19 protein-coding genes, 1 pseudogene and 1 riboswitch are annotated in these 26543 nt (G+C 45.7%); of the genes and pseudogenes, 8 read left to right on the forward strand and 12 right to left on the reverse strand.

Annotation, left to right across the window (positions count from 1 at the left end):
- Positions 1-25: 25 nt before the first annotated feature.
- From C1721_RS08675 to C1721_RS08695, 5 genes are all read left to right on the forward strand, one after another.
- Positions 26-2050 (forward strand): PAS domain-containing hybrid sensor histidine kinase/response regulator, encoded by a 2025-nt coding sequence (locus C1721_RS08675; RefSeq protein ID WP_102407998.1) that lies wholly within the window; start codon positions 26-28, stop codon positions 2048-2050.
- A gap of 108 nt (positions 2051-2158) precedes the next feature.
- The gene (gene coaW, locus C1721_RS08680) at positions 2159-3001 is read left to right on the forward strand and encodes a type II pantothenate kinase (RefSeq protein ID WP_102407999.1); all 843 of its coding nucleotides are present in this window, start codon (positions 2159-2161) and stop codon (positions 2999-3001) included.
- Positions 3002-3016: 15 nt separating this feature from the next.
- Positions 3017-3217, forward strand: a riboswitch (cobalamin riboswitch).
- Positions 3218-3495: 278 nt separating this feature from the next.
- A complete protein-coding gene (locus C1721_RS08685; protein ID WP_102408000.1) occupies positions 3496-4092 on the forward strand; it encodes a porin family protein in 597 nt (198 codons plus the stop codon).
- Between the two features lie 94 nt (positions 4093-4186).
- Positions 4187-6655 (forward strand): replication restart helicase PriA, encoded by a 2469-nt coding sequence (gene priA / locus C1721_RS08690; protein WP_102408001.1) that lies wholly within the window; start codon positions 4187-4189, stop codon positions 6653-6655.
- Positions 6656-6697: 42 nt separating this feature from the next.
- Positions 6698-7186 (forward strand): low molecular weight protein-tyrosine-phosphatase, encoded by a 489-nt coding sequence (locus C1721_RS08695; RefSeq protein ID WP_102408002.1) that lies wholly within the window; start codon positions 6698-6700, stop codon positions 7184-7186.
- Positions 7187-7433: 247 nt separating this feature from the next.
- Here the strand turns inward: C1721_RS08695 and C1721_RS08700 are convergent, their stop codons facing one another.
- Together C1721_RS08700 and C1721_RS08705 are read right to left on the reverse strand one after the other, a co-directional pair.
- Positions 7434-8591 carry a helix-turn-helix transcriptional regulator gene (locus tag C1721_RS08700; protein ID WP_159063563.1) on the reverse strand — a complete coding sequence of 386 codons (1158 nt, stop codon included), beginning with the start codon at positions 8589-8591 and terminating at the stop codon, positions 7434-7436.
- A 48-nt stretch (positions 8592-8639) separates the two neighbouring features.
- Positions 8640-10670 carry an HD family phosphohydrolase gene (locus tag C1721_RS08705; protein ID WP_102408004.1) on the reverse strand — a complete coding sequence of 677 codons (2031 nt, stop codon included), beginning with the start codon at positions 10668-10670 and terminating at the stop codon, positions 8640-8642.
- A gap of 149 nt (positions 10671-10819) precedes the next feature.
- On the opposite strand from C1721_RS08705, the gene gltX reads away from it, so the two are divergent.
- Together gltX and C1721_RS08715 are read left to right on the forward strand one after the other, a co-directional pair.
- A complete protein-coding gene (gene gltX, locus C1721_RS08710; protein WP_102408005.1) occupies positions 10820-12337 on the forward strand; it encodes a glutamate--tRNA ligase in 1518 nt (505 codons plus the stop codon).
- A gap of 25 nt (positions 12338-12362) precedes the next feature.
- Complete coding sequence (locus tag C1721_RS08715) at positions 12363-13595, forward strand: 3-deoxy-D-manno-octulosonic acid transferase (protein ID WP_102408006.1); 1233 nt, start codon at positions 12363-12365, stop codon at positions 13593-13595.
- Positions 13596-13886: 291 nt separating this feature from the next.
- Here the strand turns inward: C1721_RS08715 and C1721_RS08720 are convergent, their stop codons facing one another.
- The 10 genes and pseudogenes from C1721_RS08720 to C1721_RS08765 all read right to left on the reverse strand — a co-directional run bounded on the left by C1721_RS08720 (position 13887) and on the right by C1721_RS08765 (position 25484).
- Complete coding sequence (locus tag C1721_RS08720) at positions 13887-15290, reverse strand: C1 family peptidase (protein WP_102408007.1); 1404 nt, start codon at positions 15288-15290, stop codon at positions 13887-13889.
- 53 nt (positions 15291-15343) lie between these two features.
- Positions 15344-16498, reverse strand: a complete 1155-nt coding sequence (locus C1721_RS08725) for an acyltransferase family protein (protein WP_102408008.1) — start codon at positions 16496-16498, stop codon at positions 15344-15346.
- Positions 16499-16520: 22 nt separating this feature from the next.
- The gene (locus C1721_RS08730; RefSeq protein WP_102408009.1) at positions 16521-17618 is read right to left on the reverse strand and encodes a carbohydrate-binding family 9-like protein; all 1098 of its coding nucleotides are present in this window, start codon (positions 17616-17618) and stop codon (positions 16521-16523) included.
- A gap of 25 nt (positions 17619-17643) precedes the next feature.
- The gene (locus C1721_RS08735) at positions 17644-18753 is read right to left on the reverse strand and encodes a carbohydrate-binding family 9-like protein (RefSeq protein WP_102408010.1); all 1110 of its coding nucleotides are present in this window, start codon (positions 18751-18753) and stop codon (positions 17644-17646) included.
- A 5-nt stretch (positions 18754-18758) separates the two neighbouring features.
- Positions 18759-19307 (reverse strand): annotated as a pseudogene (locus tag C1721_RS08740) (BRO-N domain-containing protein); the annotation flags it as partial.
- An 11-nt stretch (positions 19308-19318) separates the two neighbouring features.
- Positions 19319-20497, reverse strand: coding sequence for a serine hydrolase domain-containing protein (locus C1721_RS08745; protein ID WP_102408011.1), 1179 nt, complete (start codon positions 20495-20497; stop codon positions 19319-19321).
- The gene (locus tag C1721_RS08750) at positions 20498-21025 is read right to left on the reverse strand and encodes a gamma carbonic anhydrase family protein (RefSeq protein WP_102408012.1); all 528 of its coding nucleotides are present in this window, start codon (positions 21023-21025) and stop codon (positions 20498-20500) included.
- Complete coding sequence (locus tag C1721_RS08755) at positions 21026-22813, reverse strand: aminopeptidase P family protein (protein ID WP_102408013.1); 1788 nt, start codon at positions 22811-22813, stop codon at positions 21026-21028.
- Between the two features lie 68 nt (positions 22814-22881).
- A complete protein-coding gene (locus tag C1721_RS08760; protein ID WP_102408014.1) occupies positions 22882-23622 on the reverse strand; it encodes an SGNH/GDSL hydrolase family protein in 741 nt (246 codons plus the stop codon).
- Positions 23623-23768: 146 nt separating this feature from the next.
- Positions 23769-25484 (reverse strand): FAD-dependent oxidoreductase, encoded by a 1716-nt coding sequence (locus tag C1721_RS08765; RefSeq protein WP_102408015.1) that lies wholly within the window; start codon positions 25482-25484, stop codon positions 23769-23771.
- Between the two features lie 223 nt (positions 25485-25707).
- Here C1721_RS08765 and C1721_RS08770 point away from each other — a divergent pair, with 223 nt between their 5' ends.
- A complete protein-coding gene (locus C1721_RS08770; RefSeq protein ID WP_227472112.1) occupies positions 25708-26541 on the forward strand; it encodes a hypothetical protein in 834 nt (277 codons plus the stop codon).
- The last annotated feature ends 2 nt before the right edge of the window (positions 26542-26543 follow it).

The raw sequence follows: 26543 nt of genomic DNA on the forward strand, positions 1-26543 counted from the left end.
AGCATTAATAAAAAACGGAGGGATTATGATAACAAATTATTCGAGCAAGATAGACGATTCTGAATATAGTACATTCATGAGCATGATGAATGTAGGTATAAGTAAAAATCTGTTTGATGAACATTTTACTGTTATTTGGGCTAATGATTATTACTATGAGATGATCGGATATTCTAAGGAAGAATACGAGACTTTATATCATAATCATGTGGATGAATATTATAAAGAAGATTCTGAGTTACTGGCAGAAATATCCAGATATGTACTTGATGCTTTTGAACGTAAGGAATCTACCTATAAATTTGAATGTAAAATGCATATCAAAGGAGGAAAATATAGATGGATGTGGGTGGTTGGACGATTTACGGACGAAGAATATGGAGGCTGCCCGGTAATCTATACAGTATACACGGATATTACGCACCAGAAGGAAATGCAGGCACAATTAGAAGAACGTTCCAATCTGCTTCACGACGCATTGGAGGCTGCGGAATGCGCTAATCGTGCAAAATCGGATTTCCTTTCCCGAATGTCTCATGATATCCGTACGCCGATGAATGCTATTATTGGCATGACGGATATTGCTTCTTCCTATTTAAATAATCCTGAAAAGATAAAGGATTGCCTGAAAAAAATATCACTTTCCAGCCAATATCTGTTGGGCTTGATTAATGATGTGTTGGATATGTCTAAAATAGAAAGTGGTAAAATGTCCTTGAATAAAGATTGTATGTCGCTTCCGGATCTGTTGGAAAATGTCGTGACCATTATTCAACCAAGTATAAAAGCAAAGCATCAGCAGTTTTCTATTCGGTTGAAAAAGGTTAAACATGAACAATTTGTTAGTGATGCTTTGCGGCTACGCCAAGTTTTTATTAATATATTATCTAATGCTGTCAAATTTACCCCTGAGGGTGGAAGTTTGACGTTTGATATAGAAGAATCCGTTTCGGATCGACCGGGATTTGCCCTTTTCAAGTTTATTTTTACTGATACGGGAATTGGTATTAAGCCGGAATTCATAGATCATATTTTTGACGCATTTACGCGTGAGAAGGATAGCAGGGTGGATAAAGCCGAAGGAAGTGGATTAGGGTTGGCAATCTCAAAAAAGATTGTGGATATGCTTGAAGGGGATATCCAGATAATCAGTGAGGTGGGAAAAGGAACATCGTTCATTGTTACAATACCTTTACAAATAAGTGATACTGAGGAAGAACTATTGGAGGAAGTTTCTTTTCCAGGTTTAAAAATCATGGTGGTAGACGACGATGAGATTATGTGTGAATATATGGTTCAGATGCTAAAGAAGATCGAAATTCAGGCTGATTGGGCAAGTGATAGTGGGGAAGCTATCACCAGGATAAAAGATAACTTTTTGTCTGGTAAAGGATATGATGCTGTCATTTTAGATTGGCAGATGCCGGGTATGGATGGTATAGCAATGGCACGTCTTATCCGGAAATATACAAGAAACGATTTGCCTGTTATTGTCATATCTGCTTATGACTGGTCGGATATTGAAGATGATGCGAAGCTGGCAGGAGTAAATGGCTTTTTGTCGAAACCTGTTTTTATGTCTACGCTTTGCCGTGGGATAAAAAAGTACGTGCTTAAACAATCTTTATTTGTAAGTGAACAGACAAAGCGTTACGATTTTACAGGGAAACGTTTTTTATTGGCAGAGGATAATGAGTTGAATAGAGAGATTGCGATTGAAATACTATCTTCTATCGGCGCTACTATTGATTATGCATGTGACGGGGCAGAAGCTGTAAAGAAATTTGAACAATCTCCTGAGTATTATTATGATTTAATTTTAATGGATATCCAGATGCCTGTAATGAACGGATATGCTGCAGCGAGAAAAATCAGGGAATTATCTCGTAAAGATTCTTCTACCATACCTATTTTAGCTATGACAGCAGATGCTTTTTCGGAAGACATTAAGGCTGCGAAAGATGCAGGAATGAATAGCCATTTGGCAAAGCCGTTGGATATAGCGACTATGAATCGTGAAATAAATAAGTTCTTGAATCAGAGTACGTGAAATTTATTTTTATTTAAATTTGCCGCTTGATATAAACTAATTGAATCAGAAAAGAGAGATTCTTGTTTGTGAAAATCTTTTTTATGGTGCTAATAAAATAACAAGGAAATGGGTATTGTTATAGGTATTGATGTTGGCGGAAGTACTACCAAAATCGTTGGTGTAGAAGAAAAGAAGATAAAAAGCCCGATGTTTGTAAAAGCAACAGATCCGGTCACGTCTCTTTTTGGTGCATTAGGTAAATATATATATGATAATGATATTTCTCTTTCGAATATAGAGAAAGTGATTCTTACCGGAGTAGGAAGTGCTTATATCGACCAGTCTTTATATGGCTTGCCTACAGCTAAAGCGGATGAGTTTATTGCTAACGGCTTAGGTGCGCAATATTTATCGGGATTGCATAATTTGCTTGTCGTTAGTATGGGAACGGGAACTTCCCTCGTTAAAGTGACAGATGATAACGTAGAGCACATAGGCGGATTAGGAATAGGTGGCGGTACTATTTTAGGATTATCCAAACTACTTTTAAAGACGCAGGACTTTCAGCAGATAGTCAGCCTAGCCGAACATGGTTCTCTTTCCAATATCGACTTGCAAATCAAGGATATTACCCGTTATCCCTTGCCGGGTCTTCCATTGGATGTAACTGCTTCTATATTTGGGAAAGCTGGCGCTAATGCTCCGGCCGAAGATGTCGCTTTAGGCATTATACACATGGTTCTGCAAACTATTGGGCAATGTACGGTTTTTGCCTCCTTAAACAGTAACATTAAAGATTTTGTATTAATCGGTAATCTGACTCGGCTACCTCAATGCGCCGATATTTTTTCAGGGTTGGAGAAGATGTGTAATGTACGTTTCCTGATACCGGAGTATGCCGAGTATCGTACAGCTATAGGAGCTGCGCTAGCCTATATTCATAAAAAGATTTACAAAGAAGTTGTTTGAAATAAAACTTTACTTATCTTTGCAACAAAGCTTTGTTTCCGATTTGTATCCACAAGGAGGAATTAAAAGGGAACCGGGTGAAAATCCCGGACAGTCCCGCTGCTGTAAGCTTCATAATCGGTTGGACAAATACAACTGCCACTGTTCACAAGAGTGAATGGGAAGGCGTCCAGACCGGAAGTAAGTCAGAAGACCTGCAAAGCCTGTATATTTCGACGGCCTCGAGGAAAGACCGGAAGAAAAGAACAAAAGAGCCGTTTGGCATCTATCTATTCTTTTATCCATCTATCTTTTACAGGCACGTTGTACAAGCGTTTTTAATTATTTTGCCATAATAATTAGGAAAAGAGGCACGGGTCTGTATAACGGGATGAGCTCCGTTTACGGTTCGTGCTTTTCTTCTTGTTTGGCTCCATTGAACTCTCGTAGAAGAATATTTGTTTATTAGCTGAAAAGTCTGTTTATTTGTGATACTCAAATTAAATAAAAAGAAAATGAAAAAGATTGCGACTCTCTTCGTTATAGCATTGTTTGCGTTAATTGTCTGTCCGGCAAAAGCGCAGGTAAAGTTCGGTATAAAAGGAGGAGTAAATATAACCTCTGTTCGTTTTAGTAGAGATATTGTAAAGTCGGATAATGTAACCGGCTTTCAAGTAGGGCCGATGATTGAAGCAACGATGCCCTTGTTTGGCGTGGGTATAGATGCCGCTCTTCTGTATTCACAGAAAGGTATGGATGCTTCCAATCAAATCGGATCGGAGAATATTAAAACCGACTATATAGATATTCCCGTTAACTTAAAATGGAAATTTGGTTTGCCGATTATAAAAGCCTATCTGGCAGCTGGTCCTTACGTTGGGTTTCGAGTAGGCGGAGATAAGTTTTGGGATATTCCCGGTGAGATAAGTGGACAAATGAAAGCTAAGAATTTTAACGCCGGTTTGAATTTCGGTGTTGGCGCTGAGCTTATCAAGCATCTGCAAGTCGGTTTTAACTATGGATTGGGATTAACGGATGATTTTACCTCCTCAAAAGTCGATTTGAGCGCTAAAAATAGAGGTTGGTCTATAACAGCGGCTATTTTATTTTAAATAGGAATTAAACAAGATAAGGAAAGGCCGGGCTGTTAAAGTCCGGCCTTTTTTGTTACTTTTGACAGCGTAAATGAAAGTATAGAAAGTATAGATGAAGTACGCAGACGTAATACTCCCATTGCCACTGGAGAATAGTTATACATATAGTATTCCTATGGATATGGAAAAGGCTCTGACGCCTGGTTGCCGGGTGATCGTGCATTTCGGAAAGAAACGTTACTATACGGCTATTGTGATGAGTATACATGAACGAAAACCTGATCCTTCTTTTGAGACAAAGGAAATTTATGCCGTACTGGATGCTGCTGTTCCTGTTCTCCGTCGTCCGCAACTACGTTTCTGGCAATGGATTGCATCATATTACCTGTGTAAGCTAGGTGATGTATATAAGGCGGCTTTGCCTTTCGGTTTAAAGCTGGAGAGTGAAACGGCCGTCTCCCGTATAGACGACTTCGAAGCTGAAGAACGGTTGCGTCCTGCTGAACAATCTGTGTTAGATGCTTTTCAAAACGCGTCAAAACTGACTGTCTCCGAGTTGGAAAAGAAGACCGGTCTGCGTAATGTCGTGCCTATTGTAACCTCGCTGATGTCGAAAGGAGCTGTTGAAGTGAGCGAAGAGATGAAACGAGGCTATGTCCCCAAGACTCAAACCTATATCCGACTGACCGAAGCATACCATAACGAAGAAAAGTTACACGAAGCCTTCGACATGTTAAAGCGGGCCAAAAAGCAAGAACTTCTTCTCATCAGCTACCTTGATTTGAGTCGTGCACTGAATCCTATGTTATCTCGGGAGCTGTCGAAGAAAGAGCTTCTGGAGCATGCCGGGAATACGCCAAATGTATTGGATAGCTTGTTGAAGCGCGGTATCCTTGAAGCTTATGAAAAAGAAGTAGGCCGTTTACAGATGCAAATCTGCCGTTTACAGCCTCTTTTACCGCTCAGTTCCGCGCAAGAGAAAGCTTATAATGAAATACACGATACATTTAAGACCCACGATGTCTGCCTTCTTCATGGTGTTACTTCCAGTGGAAAGACAGAGATATACATCCATTTGATTGACGAAGTACTCAAGATGGGCCGGCAGGTGCTCTACTTGTTGCCGGAGATAGCTATCACGACACAAATTACCGAGAGGCTCGCTAAACAGTTTGGAGATCGCTTGTTGGTATACCATTCAAAGTTCTCCGATAACGAACGGGTGGAAGTATGGAACAAACTGCTTCATACCAATGAGCCGATGCTTATTCTGGGCGTTCGTTCTTCCCTTTTTTTGCCGTTTAAAGATCTGGGATTGATTATTGTTGATGAAGAACACGAGAACACCTACAAACAGCAAGATCCTGCGCCCCGCTATCATGCCCGCAATGCTGCCATCGTGCTGGCCGGCATGCACGGAGCTAAAACCCTGTTAGGTTCGGCAACGCCTTCTATTGACTCGTACTTCAACGCTACCATTGGCAAATATGGACTGGTGGAGCTTACTACACGCTATGGCGAATGTCTGATGCCCGAAATTATCTCTGTCGACATCAAGGAGCTAAAGCGGAAAAAGATAATGAAAGATACCCTGTTTTCCCCTTTGCTCGTAGAGAGAATGAATCAAGCTCTTTCTCAAGGCGAGCAGGTAATTTTATTCCAGAACCGTCGTGGCTTCGCTCCGATGGTGGAATGCAAGAGTTGCGGATGGATTCCTCGCTGTGTCAACTGTGACGTAAGCCTGACATATCACAAAGCTCATGGGCAGCTAGTCTGCCACTATTGTGGCTACTCTGTTTCCTTGCCTAAGCAATGTCCTGAGTGCAAAGAGGGTGAGATAAAAATGCTAGGTTTCGGCACGGAAAAGGTAGAAGAAGAGATCGCTTCGCTTTTCCCTGCAACAGTGAAGGCCGATCGATTGGACTTTGATACCGCCCGTACCCGTACGGCCTACGAACGTATTATTGCGGACTTTGAGAAAGGAAAAACACAGATACTAATAGGTACGCAGATGTTATCTAAAGGGTTGGATTTTGGCAACGTTAGTGTAGTGGGGATACTGAATGCCGACAGCCTGATGAATTTCCCCGATTTCCGGGCTCACGAGCGGGCATTCCAACTAATGATACAAGTTAGCGGTCGTGCCGGCAGACGAGACAAGCGAGGTACTGTCATTCTTCAGACTTCACAGCCCGAACATCCTCTTATCCGTATGGTACAGCAATTTGCCTATAAAGAAATGGTAAGCCTGCAACTGAGCGAACGCAGTATGTTTCATTATCCGCCTTACTACCGGTTGATTGTGTTGATACTTCGCAGTCGTAATGAAGTTGCCTTACGGGAAATGTCTATTTTATATGCCGGAAAGCTGCGCCTGCGTTTAGGGGATCGCGTGCTCGGACCGGTAACCCCGCCTGTGACCCGCGTGCAAACGCTCCATATAAAGAAGATTGTATTGAAAATAGAGACTGCCGCTGCTATAGCTCCCGTGCGCGAGATATTGGAACATATTTATGCCGAAATGCAGGAACAACCAGCCTTCAGACAATTGTTAGTGCATTATGATGTAGATCCGGCCTAGAAGATAAAAGGTATAGTTAATGACAAGATTAAATAATAAAACATGGAATCAACAACAGAATATAAGATACTTTTTGTATGTCTCGGTAATATTTGTAGATCACCATCGGCTGAGGCAGTTATGAAGAAGCTTGTGAAAGACGTTGGATTGCAAGATCGTTTTGAAATCGACTCAGCCGGGCTGATAGGCTATCACGAAGGAGAGCCTGCCGATTCACGTATGCGTGCTCACGCTTCGCGACGGGGATACTCGTTGGATTCTATTTCGCGTCCTGTGCGGATGAGCGATTTCTATCATTTCGACTTGATTATCGGTATGGACGACAGCAATATTGACAAGCTGAAACAAATGGCTCCCGATCTGGAGTCGGAGGCAAAAGTCCGTCGTATGACGGACTTTTGCTGCAATAAGCTTTACGATTATGTGCCCGATCCTTATTATAGTGGAGCTGAAGGATTCGAACTTGTTCTAGACTTATTGGAGGATGCCTGTGCAGGTTTGCTTGCATCCCTTGTGCCTCCTTGCTCGTGATCTGTATTCTCCCTGATTCTCTTGTTTACAAAGCCGCCATATTCGTTCGATGATTTCGCAGAGCACCAGCGAGATCATCGAACTTAATATGACGGTTTGATTTGAACTAATAAGGATTACCTAAATGGTATGATAAAGAACGTCTATCCTGTTTTAATCTAGTGGACAGATACAGGAAAAAACTCGCCAAATTTCGGAAAAGTGTATGTGTAATGAGTGTTCTTATCCGACAATAGTGGTGAACGTCTCAGTTTTTCCCGGAGAAAAGACGGCGGTATTCAGAGGGGGTAAGTCCGGTTTCTTCCTTAAAAAGACGGTTGAAAGTACGCAGCGATGGGAAGCCGGAACAAAGTGCAGTGTCTTCTATCGAGTAAGTACTGTGAGGAGCAGTAAGTAATTGGCGTGCATGTTGCAGTCTTCGGGCGGTGATGTAGCCTTGTATGGTTTGTCCCGTTTGTTTATTAATGGCAGCAGCAAGATATTTCTCGTTAGTATAAAGAGAGTGTGTGAGTTCTTTCCGTCCGAAGGCAGGGTTGAGGTAAGGCTGTTGTTGCTCCATTATTTGTTCTATTTCATTGAATAGCCTGACTTCGGAAGAGGTGGGAACTTGCGTTGCATGAGGAGTGGCGAGAGGCCGGAGGGGCTCTTGAAGGGATGTGTTTTGATTGCCAAGTTCGCGATGTACCATCTCATAGGTATAATGATGGTTTATATAACGGATGGTCATGCCGATGTAGAACAGGGTGAAAATGACAGTGAGCACTTCGTCGAACATCCGGGTAGGATGAAAGCAGATACTTACTGCTACTATGCCAATGGTGAGGGCTGCAAAGAAGCCTCGAGTGGCCCAGCGTATTTCCAGCCGTTTCATGTTGCCGAACGTTTGCCGTACCTGATGGATATAAATGTATCTTTCGCGCATGAACAGTCGCGTGTAAATCGCCAGTTGTATGAGATAAACAAAACAATAGGCCGTGCGTATCAATAGTGGCGGACTATCTGCGTTTTTTACCCATTCGCCAAAAGTATATACTTGGGGATTGTCCCATATAAACCGCGATGCGCTATAAAACACGATGAATATAATAGAGGGCGTAGCATGGCGCAAAATGTTACGGCGCGTGACAAATTCTTCACGAAACAACAGGATGAGCAAGAATGTGAATAGTAATGCTTGCGAGGAGGCTATCAGCATTACGGGAAAGGAAAAAAGGTCTACTATCCCATGCCGCCCTTTGCCGGCGATGAACATTATTGCATTGCCTATACCTACCGACAGCGAGGCGAATGCGAGCGCATAACAGGCATTGCGGTATTTATGGTCTCGGGCCTGACGCAACTGGCGTAATCCGAATAGCAAAGCTGCTATCAGAAGATAAGCCAGTGTGCTGAGGCAGTAGATCAAAAAAAGAGAGCTGTTAGTTTGAGGCATATTTGTGTGTAATGATGCGGATTATTTCTTCAAATCCGGGTAACTGATTCGCGTATGGTACATAATCTTGAGTTTTTCAACAAACACATCTTTGATTGTTTCCACATCTTTATAGGTCAACGGTGTGTTTTTCAGTAATCCGTCGGCAATCTGTCCGTCTATTATTTTGTCCACCAACTCCCGGATACCTTCTTCTGTGTGTTCTTTAAGACTGCGTGAAGCTGCTTCCACGGAATCCGCCATCATCAGTACGGCTGTTTCTTTTGTAAAAGGATTCGGACCGGGGTAGGTGAAGAGCTCATCGTTCACTTCTTTGTCTGGGAACCGGTTCTTAAAAGAGTTGTAGAAGTACTTTGCTTTTCCGCGTCCATGATGGGTGCGTATAAAGTTGATGATCGCCTTGGGCAGTCCTGCCTTTTCGGCAATGCGTACACCATCGGTTACATGGTTGATGATGATTTGTGCGCTTTCGTCAAAGGCCAGTTTGTCGTGTGGATTTACGCTGTTTTGGTTTTCGGTGAAGAACACTGGGTTCGCCATCTTCCCAATATCATGATACATAGCTCCGGTACGCACCAACTGGGTGTTTGCTCCAATTGCAGCGGCGGCTTCGGAGGCAAGAATAGAGACTTGCAGGGAGTGCTGGAACGTACCCGGGCATGTCTCGCTAAGTTTCTTTAAAATAGGATTGTTGATGTTGGACAGTTCCACCAGCGTAATGCTCGATACGTAGCCGAAAGTCTTTTCAAGCATGTAAACAAGTACGTAGGTAAACATCAGCAGGATAAAATTAATGCCGAAATACAGCATCATCATCCAGTTAATTTTCTTGAAGTCTGCTTCCTGATAGAGTGTCAGACTGATATATACAATCGTGTAGGATAAGAAGATAAAAACGGCGCAGCGGATCAGTTGTGAACGTTGCGACAGTTCTTTCAGACTGAATGTTACCACCATGCCGGCGATAATTTGCAGCAGTAAGAATTCATGGGGGAAAGGCGCCATCAACGAGCACATCAACACGGTGACAATGTGTGTAAACAATGCTGTACGCGAGTCGAAGAAGGTTCGCACCACGATTGGAATGATGGCATACGGCAGGATGTACACGTTGAACAGCCCATAGGTAACGCATAACTCCGTGAGTATGCTTGCGGTGAATATACACGACAGCAGGAAGAAGGTGTTCTTCCGGTTGTTAAATATTTTCGGGCGGAATGACCACAGGTACATCCAGAAGCAGAACATGATGCCGAACACAAGTACGAACTGCCCGCCCAGAATGATACTCTGGCGTTGTGACCCTCCTGATTTTATCTCATGCACGATCTTTAGCGAGCGAAGGACATTATAGGTATGGTGGTCTACTATCTCGCCACGGTCTACAATGCGTTCTCCAGCCTGTACCATCCCATTGGAGATGGCTACGCTCTGGAGTATGTCGGTACGGACTTTCTCGGAAGTAGATTGGTCGTAGGTGACGTTCTCACGGAGGTAGTTGTTTATATCGCACGACTGCAGAATGGCCTTGTCCAGATATGCCGGACAATTATTGATGATATATTCATAAGCCGTCTTTACCGTGAAGAACTCGCTGACGTAGCGTGGCGTGGCAATGTTGTTTTCAAGCAGATTGACGCGCTGATGGTCTTCTTTCTTAAGATCATCCAGTTCTTGTGTCGTAACAATGCCATTGTTGTATAAGTAGACCAGACTCTTCTCAATGTACTGCATGTAGGCCGGCGATACCTTGCCTTGTAGCGTGGAGTTGTAGTTGGATCGCAGCTTAGCTATCTCCGACGTTTCCACTTCCTTGTCTTGCCGGTAGTAAGGCTCGAACTTCTTGAGGATGCTGTCTTTTTCAGCCTTTACTTCCTCATCGGTCTTGTAGATAGGGAAATCTCCCGGTGCTGTGAGCAAGCCGTAGCGCCAAGGCTTTCCTTCATAGAACTGATAACGGAACTTCCCTTCCCGCGGGAAAAAATAGGCTATAAGTAACGCCGCGACGATAAAGTATATGGCGGATGGTATGCTGTAATTCTTTAGTTTCATACGTAATAGATGTTTGAAGGCGAAATGTACGTAATAATTTTGAATTATGTACCATTAATAATGAAGTAGGAGGAATCCATTTGTAATTCATAATTAGCAATTCATATTTCTTTCCTATCTTTGCCGCGTTATTAAATAATGGTAAAGTTATGATACAAAGAAAAGTTAGAGTGCGTTTCGCACCAAGTCCTACGGGGGCACTGCATATTGGAGGTGTTCGTACTGCTTTATATAATTATTTGTTTGCAAAACAGAATGGCGGAGACTTGATTCTCCGTATTGAAGATACAGATTCACAACGCTTCGTACCCGGAGCGGAAGATTACATCATTGAGGCTTTAACATGGCTGGGCATCAAGTTTGACGAAGGCGTGGGGTTCGGCGGAAACTACGGACCGTACCGTCAGAGCGAACGCCGACCTATCTACAAGCAGTATGTAGATCAACTGTTGAATGATGGCCTGGCCTATATCGCCTTCGATACACCCCAGGATCTGGAAGCCAAGCGTGCCGCGATACCGAACTTCCAGTACGATGCTTCCACCCGCATGCAGATGCGTAACTCCCTTACGCTTGCCCCGGAGGAAACAAAGGGATTGATCGATGCGGGACAGCAATACGTAGTACGCATCAAGATCGAACCGAACGAAGATATCCACGTAAACGACGTAATCCGTGGCGAAGTAGTGATAAACTCCTCCGTACTGGACGACAAGGTGCTGTATAAGTCGGCCGACGAGCTGCCTACTTACCATCTGGCCAACATTGTAGACGACCACCTGATGGAGGTTACACACGTGATCCGCGGTGAAGAATGGCTTCCAAGCGCACCCCTGCACGTGTTGCTGTACCGCTATCTGGGATGGGCAGACACCATGCCCCGCTTTGCCCACCTCTCCCTGCTCTTGAAGCCCGAGGGCAACGGCAAACTGAGCAAGCGCGATGGCGACCGGCTGGGCTTCCCCGTCTTTCCGCTGGAATGGCACGACCCCAAGACCGGAGATGTATCTTCGGGATACCGTGAAAGCGGCTACCTGCCCGAAGCCGTAGTAAACTTCCTGGCCCTGCTGGGATGGAATCCGGGCAACGATCAGGAAGTTATGAGCATGGACGAGCTGATCAGCTCCTTCAACCTGGCGCACTGTAGCCGCAGCGGGGCCAAGTTTGACTACGAGAAGGGCAAGTGGTTCAACCATCAGTATATCCAGAAAAAAGACAACAAAGAAGTAGCCGCCCTCTTCATGCCCTATCTCGAAGAACACGGCGTAAAGGCCGATCCCGCCTATGTAGAGAAAGTAGTGGCCATGATGAAAGACCGTGTGAACTTCGTGAAAGAACTGTGGGACGTTTGCTCCTTCTTCTTCGTAGCCCCTGTGGAATACGATGAGAAGACCCGCAAGAAACGCTGGAAGGAAGACTCGGCCGCACAGCTTGCCGAACTGATAGAAGTACTCCGCACACGTGAGCCCTTCGACATAGAAGGAACGGAAGAAGAAGTAAAAGCATGGATCGAGAGCAAAGGCTATCACCTGGGCAATATCATGAATGCCACCCGTCTGGCCCTGGTGGGCGAAGGCAAAGGGCCGCATATCTTCGATATAACCGAAGCCCTGGGCAAGGACGAATCCATCCGCCGCATCCAACGGGCAATCGAGACGCTTAAATAACAGTCATTAAACCCCCATAGGCTCTATGTATAGCATACTGATACACTTCTACGGCTTCATCATCGCGCTGATCTCCCCCTTTCACAAAAAGGCCCGGATGATGCGCCTGGGGCAGTGGAAGACCAACTCCATACTGAGGAGTAAAATAGACCGCGACGCCAAGTACATCTGGTTTCACGCCTCTTCACTGGGCGAGTTTGAACAAGGCCGTCCGATGATGGAAAAGATTAAGGACCTCTACCCCGGGTACAAGATACTGCTTACCTTCTTCTCGCCCTCGGGCTATGAAGTGCGCAAGAACTACAAAGGGGCCGACGTAATCTGCTACCTGCCCTTCGATACCCCCTACCGGGTGAAGAAGTTCATGAACCTGGCCAACCCGGCAATAGCCGTCTTCATCAAGTACGAGTTCTGGGGCAACTATCTGAAAGAGCTGAAACGCCGTAACATCCCCGTCTACATCATCTCCGCCATCTTCCGCCCGGAGCAGCTGTTCTTCCAATGGTACGGCAAGCCCTACCGCAAGATGCTGAACTGCTTCAACCACCTGTACGTGCAAGACGAACGCTCGCGCAAGCTGCTGGAAGAATACGGCATCACGAACGTAACCGTAACCGGCGATACCCGTTTCGACCGCGTGCAGGACGTGCGTGCCCAGGCCCGTGAGATCCCTTTGGTGGAGAAGTTCGTTGCCAACCACACGGGCGGTGATCAAGTCACCCTTATAGCCGGCAGCTCCTGGCCGCAGGACGAAGAGATACTGATTCCCTACTTCAACGAGCATCCCGGGATGAAGCTCATAATCGCCCCGCACGAGATACACCGCGAGCATCTGATGTATATCGAATCGCTGCTGAGGCGTCCCTCCGTCCGTTTGTCGGAGGCTCACGAAGACGATCTGACCGATAAGCAGTGCCTCATAGTAGACAGCTTCGGACTCCTTTCGTCCATCTACCGGTATGGCGATATAGCCTACATCGGCGGAGGCTTTGGCGCCGGGATACACAACACGCTGGAAGCCGCCGTATATGGCGTACCGGTGCTGTTCGGCCCCCGATACCATAAATTCAAGGAGGCAAAAGACCTGATTGCCGTTGGCGGCGGTTTCTCCCTCTCCGATGCGAAAGCGTTCCGGGCAAAGATGGACGAATTGCTTGCCAACCGCGAGGCATTGGAGGCATCCGGCAAAGCATCCGGCAGTTTTGTAAAGAATAACGTAGGCGCTACTGACAAGGTACTCAATGAGCTAACATTGTAGCAGTAAAGCGCACAAAATAATGCGGACAAGCGCAGAGCACCGCAGACGGAGTTGGTTTGAAAGAACGAACAATGTCTGCGACGCTCTGCGCTTGTCTTTGTTATATGCGTGCCACAGCCTAATGGTGAGAGCATCCCCTCGTACGGTGTAAGAGCTTCCCTCCGTACTAGGTGGGAGAATCCCCTTAGCTATGGGGAAATAATCCCCTTACCTATCGGGATTCATTCACTCCGTACGGGGGAGACGCGTTCCCTCGTGTTGGCGGGCTCTTTCGGCAGTAGCGAAGGTTGGTCAGTCCTCATCGGCAAACATAGGGTCCCACGCCGGAAGGCGGACGGGTTGCTGCTTGAGTACCTCCTTCACCTTGTCGGTGATGTATTTCTTTTCTACTACCAGGCGGAACATGTACTCGTTGAACCACTGGTCGGTCATGATGAGGTGTCCGTTATTGGCGCCCGGCCCCCAGCTGTTCTCCACCATCCACTTCCTGGGCCGGCCGTTGGCGTCCAGGTCTACCGCCATCAAGGTCATGGCATGCGATGAGCCGCTCGAGAAGGTTTGTATGCGTTGCTTCTTGTCCATGCCGAAAGTAGTTCCCATCAGCGAACCGTAGTCGTAATAGTCTACATCCAGCAGTCCGCGCTGGCGGTCGAGGAACTTGCCAACGTCGCACGAGAAGTACATCATGGTGCTGTCTTTGATGGAGGCTATCGCCATCTGCTTGATGTCTTCGATGGGGAGGTTTACGTACGTCCAGTTCTTGCCGTCGTAGGCGTGGCGGTCGTAGTCTATCTCGTACAGCTTGTAGAACTCGCGGCTCGGGTCGTTCATCAGCATGACGTAGTTGCTTTTCAGGTCTTGCCCGATGTATTCACGGTAGAAAGACTGCGGCGTGTACTCTTTGGTTTCTACCGGATTACCGTCCGCATCCTTGCGCGTCCATACGAACGAGGCGGGGGGCTCGCCCAGGTTGAGTACGAGCATGCGGTAGACGGTGCCCAGCATTTCGGTCTTCTTCTTCTCAAGCGCCTCCGGGGTTGCGCCTTTTGTGGCGGAGAGTTCACGCAGTTGCAGCCCGAACTCTTTCAGCTTTAGCCCGATCAGGTTGCTCATGCTCCGGGTGTTTTCGCTGCTGTTGGTCTCTACCATTACTTCGGAGGGGACAACGCCGTATTTGGTCAATATGTCGGATATGCCGGTGAATTGTCCGCCGTCGCCGATGGGGTTCTTGAAGAGCCATTCCACCATCTTGTCGTCCATCGCTTTCTGGCGCGTGTCGATGATGCCTTGCAGGAAGAGGTTGGCCTTTTCGAGCTGATCCCAGAAGAAGGAGTAGTTCTGCGAGAACTGGAAGTCGCCCATGCCGAACTTGTCGATGGCTTGCGAGCGGAACACGTTCAGTCCGGTGAATAGCCAGCAGCGTCCGGACGACTTCTGGTTGGTGATGCCCCGGCTGTCTATCTTGTTGGAGAAGTAGGTGTCGAAGTGGTTCTTGCTTTCGCCGTTCACCGCCAGCTTGTTGATGTCGTTGTTGCCGATGGCGTTGCGTATTGCCCGGTCGGCGGGTGTCCCTTGATAGGCTTGCTTGATTTGTTGCAGCATCTGAGGGGTGATGCCTCCCTTGCTTTGCTGCCCGTTGGCCGGCAGTGCGAGGCTCAGGGCCAGGACTGCCATCCATAGGTTGTTTTGTTTCATGATCTATTGTATGTTATGTATGTTACTGAATGCGTTACTGTCTTCTGCCATGCTTATTTCCTGGCCAGAAACTTCCGGCTCAGCCATCTTCTTACCGGCTCGTCGTACAACTTCAAGCAGAGATAAGCTACGATGATGCTGCCGATATAGACACATGCTACCACCTGCCAGGTCTGCCCCAGCGTGAAGAGCTGCTTGTCTATCAGCCAGGCGTAGAACAGGTACATGAAGGGGTAGTGTATGATATAGAGCGGGTAGGAGATGTCGCCCAGGAACTTGCATATCCGGGTGGAGCTTTTGTCGGTAGTGCTTCCCGATGCCCCCAGCCAGATAAGGAGGGGGAATACGATGATGATGCAGAACGATTCGTAGAGGCCGTTTATGCAGATGAGGTCTGTCCCTTCCAGATAGGGTACTGAAAACAGTCCCAGCAGTACCGCCGAGCATATCCAGAAAGCGCCTCTCACCCTCAGGGGCTTGAAGTTGCGCGACATGAGCAGTCCCATGGAGAAGGGGAAGAGCATCCGTACCAACCCGCCCAGGAGGTTCACGCTGTCCAGTGTCCAGCCCACGCCGAAGTTGCCGTATCCGGAGACATTAAAGGTGGTGAACACAAACAGTGCCACGCCCATGCCGCAGATGAACAGGGTCAGCAGCTTGTTGGACAGACGGCGGATAAACAGGGCATAAAGGATATTGCCGATGTACTCGAAGAAGAGCGACCAGCTGGGGCCGTTCAACGGGAACATCTCGCCATTCCCTCTTACCTCGTATCCTGCTCCCGGCAGGGCGGGGATGAAGAACAGCGCGCACAGTACGGACAGCATGATCATGGAAGTGGAGACGTGCGCCCCGTCCCATTGTACGCGTCCCTGGATGCAGAAGCTGATAACTCCCAGAACGATGCCCATCACCACCATCGGGTGGAGGCGGATCAGGCGGCGCTTGAAGAAGTCTTTCATCGTCAGCGTCTTTTTCCAACGGTCGTCGTAAGCGTAGCCGATCACGAAACCGGACAGGATGAAGAAGAAGTCCACCGCCAGATAACCGTGGTTGATGCCTTTGATGATAGGGCTGCCTCCGGCAAAAGCGTAGCCTTCGAATACGTGATACCATACGACCAGAAGGGCGGCGACCCCTCTTAATCCGTCAAGAAGGTCGTAGTGGGGTTTAGAGTCTGCAAATGTGGCAGAAGAGTGTGTTAGCATGGTAGAGATATGATTTAGATTATTACTGTGTGACTTCGTGGGAATCCCAAACCAACCCGTCTTGCCGGATATGCCATACCGTTCCGTCGGGAGTCGGTGCGGTTATCTCGTATAGGGATGGTGTGGTGTGCAATGTCAGTTGTCGGGCTTGTTCGAGTGAACAGAGTTCCTCCGGCTTTAGCTCCGTAAGGGTGGAGGCGTAGCTGCCAAAGGTTGCTGCATACTCGTTCTGCCGGTAGTACAGGTTGCGGAGTAGCCATTTGGTTTCTTCCGCCGGGTTCTTTACAAACGGCGTTTCGCCTGTGCCTGCAACTTTGTCGGACAGTTGTACGTATCCCCAGTATTCGGGCAGATGGATACTAACGATGCCCATAGGGGCCCATACCCAGTAGTTCTCGCCCTTTCCGGTCTTGACGTATTTCCCGTCTTTTACCTCCGGCGACCATTGTACGCGCATAAAGTTCATGCGGAGTACGTCGCCGGCTGCGAACTTATCTTTGCCTCGTGTCATCTGGCGGATGGAGCTCCACGGAAAGAATATCTCTATGCTCCACGACTTGTCGGTGTCTTTCGGATTGTTGAGCGTGCCGTCTATATGGACAGCCGATTTCATTCCGGCTGTTTCCCAATTACTCAGCGTTTGCGCTCCGTCCCGATAGGGTTTGGTGAGGAACAAGTCCCATACCGTACCGAGGGCGTTCACTTCGTATTCCAGATAGTTGTGCGTGTTATTATCCGGGTCTATAAACAGTTCGAAAGCATTGTCCAGATAGATAATGGAGTCGTGCTTGGTGATGGTAGCCCATACATGCGGCTCTTCCAGAATGGCACCAACATACAGCCCTTGATCGTCGTAGGCAATCTTTACTTGTGTTTGCAATTCCGGTGCGGGGCGGCTGCCTCCTTCTATATCGGTGAAGTCGGAAACTACCGGAATAGCGCCCCATTCTTCGTCGGTTAGCCTGCCGTCTATGTGGATGGGGGCAGGTGCTTTGTAGCAGACATACGTTGGGGGATTATAGTCCGGTACTTGTTTGTAATCTATCGCTTTGTCTTTAGAGACAGGCTGACTGCATGAAGCAAGCAAAAGCAGCGCGGTCCACAGGTTGTTTTTAATCATGCTATTCGGTTTTAAAGTTTGAAAGCTATTTAGACCAGACCAATCCGTCTTGCCGGATGTGCCATATCGTTCCGTCGGGAGCCGGTGCGGTTATCTCGTATAGGGATGGTGTGGTGTGCAATGTCAGTTGTCGGGCTTGTTCGAGTGAACAGAGTTCCTCCGGCTTTAGCTCCGTAAGGGTGGAGGCGTAGCTGCCAAAGGTAGCTGCATACTCGTTCTGCCGGTAGTACAGGTTGCGGAGTAGCCATTTGGTTTCTTCCGCCGGGTTCTTTACAAACGGCGTTTCGCCTGTACCTGCTACCTTGTCGGACAGTTGTACGTATCCCCAGTATTCAGGCATGTGGATATTGATGACGCCTGTAGGTGCCCATACCCAGTTGTATTCGCGTATATTGTCTTCTCCTCGGATGGGTACTTTTACGTATTTTCCATCTTGTGCCTGGGTGGTCCATTCCACTCGCGAGAAGTTGACGCGTATCTGTTCGCCGGGTTGTGGCTTTTCCTTGCCTCGCATCGTCTGGTAGATCGTGCTCCACGGAAAGAATATCTCTATGCTCCACGACTTGTCGGTGTCTTTCGGATTGTTGAGTGTGCCATCTACATAGACGGCCGATTTCATTCCGGCCAGTTCCCAATTATCCAGTACTTGCGGATTATCGCGGTATGGCTTTGTGAGAAATAAGTCCCATACCGTGCCTAGGGCGTTCACTTCGTATTCCAGATAGTTGTGCGTGTCGTTGGACGGGTTGAGGAATATCTCGAAGTCGTTATCATGGAATATCACAGCGTCGTGCTTAGTGATGGTAGCCCATACATGCGGCTCTTCCATCAATACGGCAAAGTACATGCCTTGGTCGTCGTAGGCCATTTTGGCGCGTGTCTGCAAGAAGGGCTTGGGTTGTTTGTCTCCTTCGATATCTACAAAGTCGTCAGTCCAGGGTATGGCGTCCCATTCTCCATCGGACAATTTACCGTCTATGTGGATAGGGGCAGGCGTTTTGTAGCATACATATGTAGGAGGATCGAAAGGGGGTTGAGGCGTATAGGTGATATCTTTCCCTTTCTCCTGTGGCGCTTGTGCACAAGAAAGTAATATTAGGGCGGTAACTGAGACAGTTAAAACAGTTTTCTTCATTTGTTGTTTGATTTAGTTTGATAGATAATATCAGTTAATGTGGCGAATTGTACTCCTTCCTGCAGTCCGTGCCGTTTCCATTCGTCTGTCAGCTCTTTGCGGATTTCGATGCTTTTTAGCCTTTGGTTGATCCAGTTGTCGGAATAACCAAGCCGTTTATAATCCATTAATGCCTGGTTTATGGATAATTCCGGGTCTTGTATCTGGTCAAGTCTCTCTTTGGCGACCTGAGCCATCCATAGTTTGAAAGGTTCGGCTTTGGGAGAGGGGACGGATTGGATGAGGCGGAATAATTGTTCGGTTGTGGCTACATCGGTTTTATACAATTTTCCATCTGATGCCGGTAATTTCAGTTGTCCGATATCTTCGGACAACTGACTCCCTTCTTTTTTTAGCTTCCTTTTCAAGTCATCCCAATACTTTCTGGGACGTTCACTTTCTGTTAATACTGCAATAACGTCAATCACCGAGAAATACCATTCCTCTGTTTGATCGTCCCATACTGCGCGAACTTTCTTCTCTTCAAAGATTTTGATTGCATTTGTTTGTGTCATATTATATATAGTTAAAAGGTTTGATTAGAATTACTCGTATTGTCTGATTTCTGTATAATATCCATAGCTGCATCCAGCCATGTGTCTATATCTTGTGGATAGTGCTGGGAGGTGTATTCTTTATCTCGTTTATGACCTAGACGTACCACCACAGCGTTTCTTTCAGGAATAACAAATACGTATTGTCCCAGGATACCTCGCATGTATGGGATCTGTATTCCGTCATGGTTGAGGCTCCAGAACTGGAAGCCGTAGCTTTTGTTAGGCTCGTCTGTATCGTTATATAATAAAGAGGAGTCGGGGGTTATTGCTTCTTCAAGGTATGATGCGGAAATAAGTTGCTGTCCGTTCCAGCTTCCTTTGTTTAACAGAAGCTGACCGAAGCGGGCAAAATCCCGCGCGTTGCTGTTGAAGCAGCAGTAGGCTTTTTCGATGCCGTCTTTCCTGTCCATACTCCATAGAGCATCTTCTTCGGCATGCATGGGAGTCCATAGTTTGCGTGAGACGTACGATGAGAGAGGTTCACCGGTTGCCTTCTCTAGAATGAAGGCTAGTAATTGGGTTACTCCGCTTTGGTAGTTGAAGCGCTTTCCGGGTTCTTCTATCTCTTTCATTCCAAAAGCGATCTCTTGCAGGTTGTTGCTGTAATATAGCTTTGTGGTGGGTGAGAAGGGAGAGGAGTAGGCTTCCTGGAAATCTATCCCGGCGCTCATGGTTAGAAGATGACGCAGGGTAAGCTGCTTGCCGTTGAACCCTTCAAATCCGGGGATAAAGTCGCTGACCGGCTGGTCTACGCTTTTTATAAAACCATCGTCTATGGCGCAACCTGTTGCTAGCGATACGATGCTTTTAGCCATGGAGAATGAGTTGCTGTGCGAGTTTGGGGAGTAGTCTTCCCAATATTGCTCGAATAACAGGGAGTCGTTCTGTATGATGACGAAGGCGACAGTTCCCAGTTCTTCGAATGCAGGTATGTATTTCGCTGGAATAGATTGGGTGTTGTACTTCTCTGATATTTTCCAGGGTTCAGGAGCTCCGGCTTTTACGATCCTGTTCTCGAAGATAGGGTATTGGTCTATCTTCGGGAGCAGGTGGACGAGTGCGCGACGCAGATAATAGTTGGAGGGCAGTGCCAGGTAGCCTCCAATGCAGCATATAACCAATAGTATTGCCCATCCGGTCTTTTTCATCTACTTATCGCCCTCTTCTTTATACCAGGATGAATACATGTGGTAATTCTTCGCTATCTTTTGGTTGATCTCCTTCGCTTGCTCGGGGTCTACTTTCTTTACGAACTTGGCGGGAACACCGGCATAGATACTGCCCGGTTCTACAATTGTTTTGCTCAACACAACAGAGCCAGCGGCAACGATAGCTCCTTCGCCTATTACAGCATGGTCAAGTACAACCGATCCCATGCCGATCAGTGCCCCGTTGCATATCTTTGCTCCATGAATAGTAACGTTATGTCCTACGGATACGTCGTCGCCAATCTCTATAGTAGACTTTTCGTATAACGTATGCAGTACGGAACCGTCCTGAATGTTTACACCGTTGCCTATGCGGATGGAGTTTACATCACCACGCAGTATAGTCCCGAACCAGATACTGCAACCTTCGCCAATTTCTACGTCGCCAATGATTGTGGCGTTATCTGCTAAAAATGTGTCTTTGCCTATTTTGGGGGTAAAGCCACGTACGGATTTAATTAATGCCATTTAGATTTCTGTTGTTTTATTCTTTAACCATTCTTTTTCTGCCTCGTTTAAATAGGGGCTTAACTTATCGTACACCATTTGGTGGTATTTATTCAACCAGGCACGTTCGCGGACGGAGAGCATGGGGACAAGTATCGGACGGGTATCGATGGGGCAAAGTGTGAGCGTGTCGAATCTCAGGAACTTGCCGAATTCTGTTTCACTGTCTTCATGGACACAAATCATATTCTCGATGCGTATTCCGTATTCGTCGGCACGGTATATACCGGGTTCATCGCTTATTACCATACCCGGTTTCAGTGGAACAGGATTTTCTTCCATCCGGATGCTTTGCGGACCTTCGTGTACGTTCAGGCAATGCCCAATGCCGTGCCCCGTACCATGCAAATAGTTCAGTCCTGAATCCCACAATGCTTTGCGTGCCAGAATGTCCAGTTGTGAACCTCGTGTTCCGGCGGGGAACTTGGATTTAGCCAGGCTGATTGTACCTTTCAGAACACGGGTATAATCTTTCTTCATGGCTTCTGTCAGTTCGCCCAGTGCAATTGTTCTTGTGATGTCTGTTGTACCGTCCAGATATTGGGCGCCGGAGTCAATTAACAAGAGACCTTGAGGTTTCAGCTCCGCATCCGTCTCCGGCGTGGCTTCATAATGTACGATGGCGCCGTGGGCGGCATATCCGCAAATGGTGGCGAAACTATCCATTATGTACTGTGATTGTTCTGCACGGAGAGAGGTCAGTTTCTCTGCGGCGCTTATTTCGGTAACCTTGTGGCCTGCTTCTATTTCTTTTTCCAACCACATGAAGAAACGAACTAAAGCTACGCCGTCTTTTTCCATTGCGTTGCGAAAGCCTTTCAGTTCGGTTTCGTTCTTGATGCTCTTCAAATGGTTGGCGGGGGATATGCCTTCGATGATGGTGCATCCGGAGGGGATAGCGTTAAACAAGGCTACGTTGGTCTTGTTCATATCTACGAATATGCGGCTATTCTCCGTAATACGGGAAAGGTAAGGTTGTATTTTGCTATAGTCAGCCAATATGACGCCTTCCTTTTTCAGCTGCTCTGCGGCTTCGGCGGTCAGCTTCCGGGGATCGATAAATAATACATTCTCTTTGTCGGATACATAGGCATAACTGATTACTACCGGGTTGTATTCTACATCTGTACCACGAATGTTGAATGTCCATGCTATCTCATCAAGTGCCGCCAGAATGATACCTTCTGCACCATTTGCATGCAAGCAGTCGCATATTTCGTCCAGTTTCTCATGAACAGATTTACCGCTTAGTTCTACCGGCATTTCAAATAAAGGATTGGTTGGAATAGCCGGACGGTTTTTCCATATCTCGTTTATTAGATCTGCCGAAGTATCCAGTTTTATTTCTTTTCTTTTGAGTTTGTTTTCCAATGTACAGGCATCGGAGGCGCTATAGGTTTGTCCGTCCAGTCCGACAGTTTGTCCGCTATGTAGTTCGTGCGACAGAAAGTCGGGGATAGAAAGTGTCTCCGGTAAAGCCATTTTATAAAGCTCTATACCTGTGTTTTCAAGTTGTTTGGCAGCTTGCAAGAAATAACGCGAGTCTGTCCATAATCCTGCTTTGTCAGCTGTGATCACCACTGTTCCAGCCGAACCGTCGAAACCGGATATCCATTCGCGGGATTTCCAGCGGCTTGCCGGGTATTCGCTTAGGTGCGGGTCTGAACTGGGGATGATATAGGCATCCATCTTATGTTGCTTCATTGCTTCCCGTAAGGCTGCAATGCGTTCGGGTATATTCGTTTTCATTGTATTGTGTATTTTGTCAACATTACTATTTGCAAAGTTAATCAAAATAATAATCAAAAGAAAACGGATTATTGACTTCCTGAGAGCCTGTTGTTGATTAAACGCTTCAATATTGCAGGATACGTATTCCCTTCGGATGTCCCGGCTCCTTCCATATAAACGCTGTTCGTAATTGAATCACCAAAGCAGACTATCTTTTTTATTTTGGAGAAGTCGTAGCATGCGAGCAGATGACAATAAATATAGTATGCCAGTAATTCATTCCCTTTCTTTGTAAAATGAACGCCGTCGGCAGCATTGCTGTTGGTTATATTCCGGATTATGTCATCGGTGTTGTGCTGTGGGATATTCAGGCATTGTAAAAAATTCAGCAAGTCTACAAAAGGGAGGTTCTTTTCTTTACTGATTTGCTTCATTACATCTCTTCCTAACTCAAGTTTCTGGGAAGGTGGAAGATCAAATTTGGTGGAATCGTGCCGTTGGTATAAATAAACGACATCTGCAGTAGGGGGACTTACCAAAACAACTTGAATTTGATGTTTGAGAAGAGTATCAGCTAATGTTTCTATGTTTCTATGGAATGTTTCTATCGGGACGATCTTTTGTGTGTTTAATAAATCGTTTGTTCCGACCAGTATAATAACTAAGTCCGGTTGTTCGTCTATTACATCTTTTTGGATGCGGGATAATAATTGAGCAGAAGTATTTCCCGGTATTCCGCGATTAATAACTTCCGTGTGATTCTGTCCGAAAAGGCTAGACGGTATAATTTGTAATAATATTAGTAGAATATAGATCGTATGCTTCATAATGTAGTTTTGTAGAATGATCCCGATGATTTTATAAAATCATCGGGATCATTTTGAAAAAAGATCGGGATGATTTGGAAAAAGCTGCCATCCTTGTGTGAGTTGGAACGGCAGCTTTTTGTTATATCAGAAAAAGAAACGTTTGCTTAGGGCCAATGGGTCTCCAAGCCTTGTGAACGTATCCATTTTTGAAAATCTTCCAATAAATCTTTACGTTCTCTGACTGCGCGTGGCGGTATTTTCTTTTCTTTTGAATATGCGATAAGCATACCAACAGCTTCCCCTATACTCCATTCCACAGGATGTTCCCTGTAACAGCCGTTTGTTATATGTGTTGTGCCGATATTTTTATTTGCAGGCAACAGGTTGTTCATCCGCTGAGGTAACAATGCTCCTAAAGGGATTTGATATGGCAAAGATGCGAAATCAATATAATTATCACCTTCATTACTAGGATGTAAATCTATATGATAGTAGCCGATACCAATACTATCATAGAAATCTGCAGCTTTTTTTCCTGCTTCTTCCCCGGCTACCAACTTTCGGTTCTCTGCACCCACGTGCTCTTCAAGGATTGTAAATTCTGATTTAATACGCCTGGCTTCCCGAATATACGGATATTTAGCCATTCCGTCTTCTGTTCCCATAACACTGCCTCTTAATCGCAGCCCAGCCCATCCTGTTCCTCCATCCGGACGTGGAGCTTCCGTTTGAAGCCAATAGAAGAAGCTCTTGTTCATTTCTTTTGCTGCATTTACATGCTTGTCAAATTCTTCTTCCGAAACGTCTATTAAATTCCCCATCATATAGTCCTGCTGTGGCCAGTTTACAAGAGTTATATCGCCATTGTATGTGCCGGACATAAAGTTATGACGATTGATGATTTTTCTATAGTTCCATAAATTAAGTGCATTTTCTGTTCTATTTCCCTCTGGATGAAAACCCAATGTTTTAGGTACTAATGTTCTAGGGTCGGAATAAGATAAACTTAATAATTTCCCGGACCAGGCAGGTGTTAGTTTTGGTACGAATGAACTCCAATAATCATAATTTTTGGGACGGTCTATCACTAAGTTTGCTCCCGGAATGTAGTCCATGGCAAAACATACGGTAAAGGCTTGATTGTTTCCCGGTCTTGCTTTGTCCGGGGCATGGAGTTCATTTGTCTGGGATTTTGATTCAGTTCCTGTAACGTATTCGGTACCTGTTAGTGGCAGTAAATCTCCACATTCGGTCGCATCAACAAAATAAGGAGCTTTCAATGTCAATGAACGATCTTGCTTTTTGTTATATACTTGGACTGCTTTTACGTCATCTCCGGTTACATCTGCTTTTTTTACTTTATATTCAAGGAGAATGAGAAGCTGGCCGTTGCTGATATATGGAGCTAACATTTCAGTTAAAACTACAACCGTAACATATGGCTCATGGCAAATTCGGGATACAGAACCGTCTCCCGGATTCAGAAATTCTCTGGTTTTGGCTTCGTCTGTTAACGGATAATTCTGTTTATAATAATTTCGTATTCTATTCCTATAGCTACGATAAGAAGACGGAGCGCCATGGGTTTCTATCCAAGGGTGTTCATCGGGGGGGACGCCTTGCTGGGACGCTTGTCCACCTATCCAATCTGTTTCTTCAGTCATAATTACATTAAGTCCGTTTCTGCATGCGGCAAGAGCGGTAGCACACCCTCCCATGCCACCTCCTAAAATAATAATGTCTGCATCTAATTCATTACAACTGGTTTTACCAGATTGGGGGAGGCGGTCTTTTTTCGTACTAGCGGAAGCTGAGTAGGGAAAAAGCAGTTTACTACCTCCGGCAACGGCTGCATAAGCCAGGAAATTGCGTCTTTTCATGTTTGATAATTTAAGAAAAATGAATATTCGTGGTTTATATAATATAGAATTTTACAAATATAGTATTTTTTTTGAAAAGTATTTCGTTTTGACTGTAAATTTATACTAGGGGTGTTTTTATTATATGGTTGATGGTTTAAAACTATATTCAAAAGGAATAGAAATACATCCGAATGTTACTATATTTGCATGTATAATAAAGTGTGAATTAAAAAATAATGTTATGAAGCATGTATTCTGTTCTTTAATTATTGCAATGCTTTTGTTTGGTTTGAGCAGTTGTTCTTCTTATTATTATTCAATATTGAGTTCAAATGACAGTATTGGAACAAGAAATAATCTGGGTGATTTCGTACAAGAAACAGATACTGTAAGTATTTCTTATTCTTTTAATGGAGAAGATGCTCCGATATCCATTACTATATATAATAAATTGAACGAGCCTTTATTTATAGATTGGACACGTTCTGCATTAATCGTGGATGATGTTGCAAATGTTTATTACGATGGTCCTATGTCTGTTGAAGGAATGACCGAATCTGTTTTTTTGGATAATACTTCGTGGGGGTCTTTTTCTGGTGCAATTTCATTGCCTAAAGGAGTGAGTTTTATTCCTCCTGGATCGAGAATTGAAGAGTCTCCTTTGAAATTGGCTAATTTCCCATATGATAAGATATCGAATGAAGAATATTTAAAAGAAGATGTGCCGGTTCGTAATGGAACTGTATCGGTACGGACAAAAGAATTTACGGAGGAAAATTCTCCATTGTATTTTAGAAGCTATCTTACTTTGTATACTGGAGACCATAACGGAAAACAGACAAAGTCTATGTTTTTTGAACGTAGTTTTTATGTGTCTAAGTTGATAAAAGCAGGAAATTTACCTCCAGTAGATTTTAGTGAACAACAACAGCAGGCAGGTGATTTTTTTTATATTCATAACGTGAAAGGAACTAAAGCCGGCCTTATTATAGGTAGTGTCGCTGTTGCGGTAGGCTGCGTTAGTATCGGAATTGCATTAGGAACAGAAGGTGAAGACCTGGATATTGGTTTTTAATA

The organism is Parabacteroides bouchesdurhonensis (assembly GCF_900186615.1).
Taxonomy (GTDB): Bacteria; Bacteroidota; Bacteroidia; order Bacteroidales; family Tannerellaceae; genus Parabacteroides; species Parabacteroides bouchesdurhonensis.

Excerpts from the sequence above, each read along its gene's own strand:
- coaW (WP_102407999.1), top strand. The coding sequence starts at position 2,159 with ATGGGTATTGTTATAGGTATTGATGTTGGCGGAAGTACTACCAAAATC.
- C1721_RS08715 (WP_102408006.1), top strand. The coding sequence starts at position 12,363 with ATGTATAGCATACTGATACACTTCTACGGCTTCATCATCGCGCTGATC.
- C1721_RS08705 (WP_102408004.1), bottom strand. The coding sequence starts at position 10,670 with ATGAAACTAAAGAATTACAGCATACCATCCGCCATATACTTTATCGTC.
- gltX (WP_102408005.1), top strand. The coding sequence starts at position 10,820 with ATGATACAAAGAAAAGTTAGAGTGCGTTTCGCACCAAGTCCTACGGGG.
- C1721_RS08770 (WP_227472112.1), top strand. The coding sequence starts at position 25,708 with ATGAAGCATGTATTCTGTTCTTTAATTATTGCAATGCTTTTGTTTGGT.
- C1721_RS08725 (WP_102408008.1), bottom strand. The coding sequence starts at position 16,498 with ATGCTAACACACTCTTCTGCCACATTTGCAGACTCTAAACCCCACTAC.
- C1721_RS08675 (WP_102407998.1), top strand. The coding sequence starts at position 26 with ATGATAACAAATTATTCGAGCAAGATAGACGATTCTGAATATAGTACA.
- C1721_RS08685 (WP_102408000.1), top strand. The coding sequence starts at position 3,496 with ATGAAAAAGATTGCGACTCTCTTCGTTATAGCATTGTTTGCGTTAATT.
- C1721_RS08735 (WP_102408010.1), bottom strand. The coding sequence starts at position 18,753 with ATGAAGAAAACTGTTTTAACTGTCTCAGTTACCGCCCTAATATTACTT.
- C1721_RS08755 (WP_102408013.1), bottom strand. The coding sequence starts at position 22,813 with ATGAAAACGAATATACCCGAACGCATTGCAGCCTTACGGGAAGCAATG.
- C1721_RS08765 (WP_102408015.1), bottom strand. The coding sequence starts at position 25,484 with ATGAAAAGACGCAATTTCCTGGCTTATGCAGCCGTTGCCGGAGGTAGT.
- C1721_RS08730 (WP_102408009.1), bottom strand. The coding sequence starts at position 17,618 with ATGATTAAAAACAACCTGTGGACCGCGCTGCTTTTGCTTGCTTCATGC.
- priA (WP_102408001.1), top strand. The coding sequence starts at position 4,187 with ATGAAGTACGCAGACGTAATACTCCCATTGCCACTGGAGAATAGTTAT.
- C1721_RS08720 (WP_102408007.1), bottom strand. The coding sequence starts at position 15,290 with ATGAAACAAAACAACCTATGGATGGCAGTCCTGGCCCTGAGCCTCGCA.
- C1721_RS08695 (WP_102408002.1), top strand. The coding sequence starts at position 6,698 with ATGGAATCAACAACAGAATATAAGATACTTTTTGTATGTCTCGGTAAT.
- C1721_RS08760 (WP_102408014.1), bottom strand. The coding sequence starts at position 23,622 with ATGAAGCATACGATCTATATTCTACTAATATTATTACAAATTATACCG.
- C1721_RS08745 (WP_102408011.1), bottom strand. The coding sequence starts at position 20,497 with ATGAAAAAGACCGGATGGGCAATACTATTGGTTATATGCTGCATTGGA.
- C1721_RS08750 (WP_102408012.1), bottom strand. The coding sequence starts at position 21,025 with ATGGCATTAATTAAATCCGTACGTGGCTTTACCCCCAAAATAGGCAAA.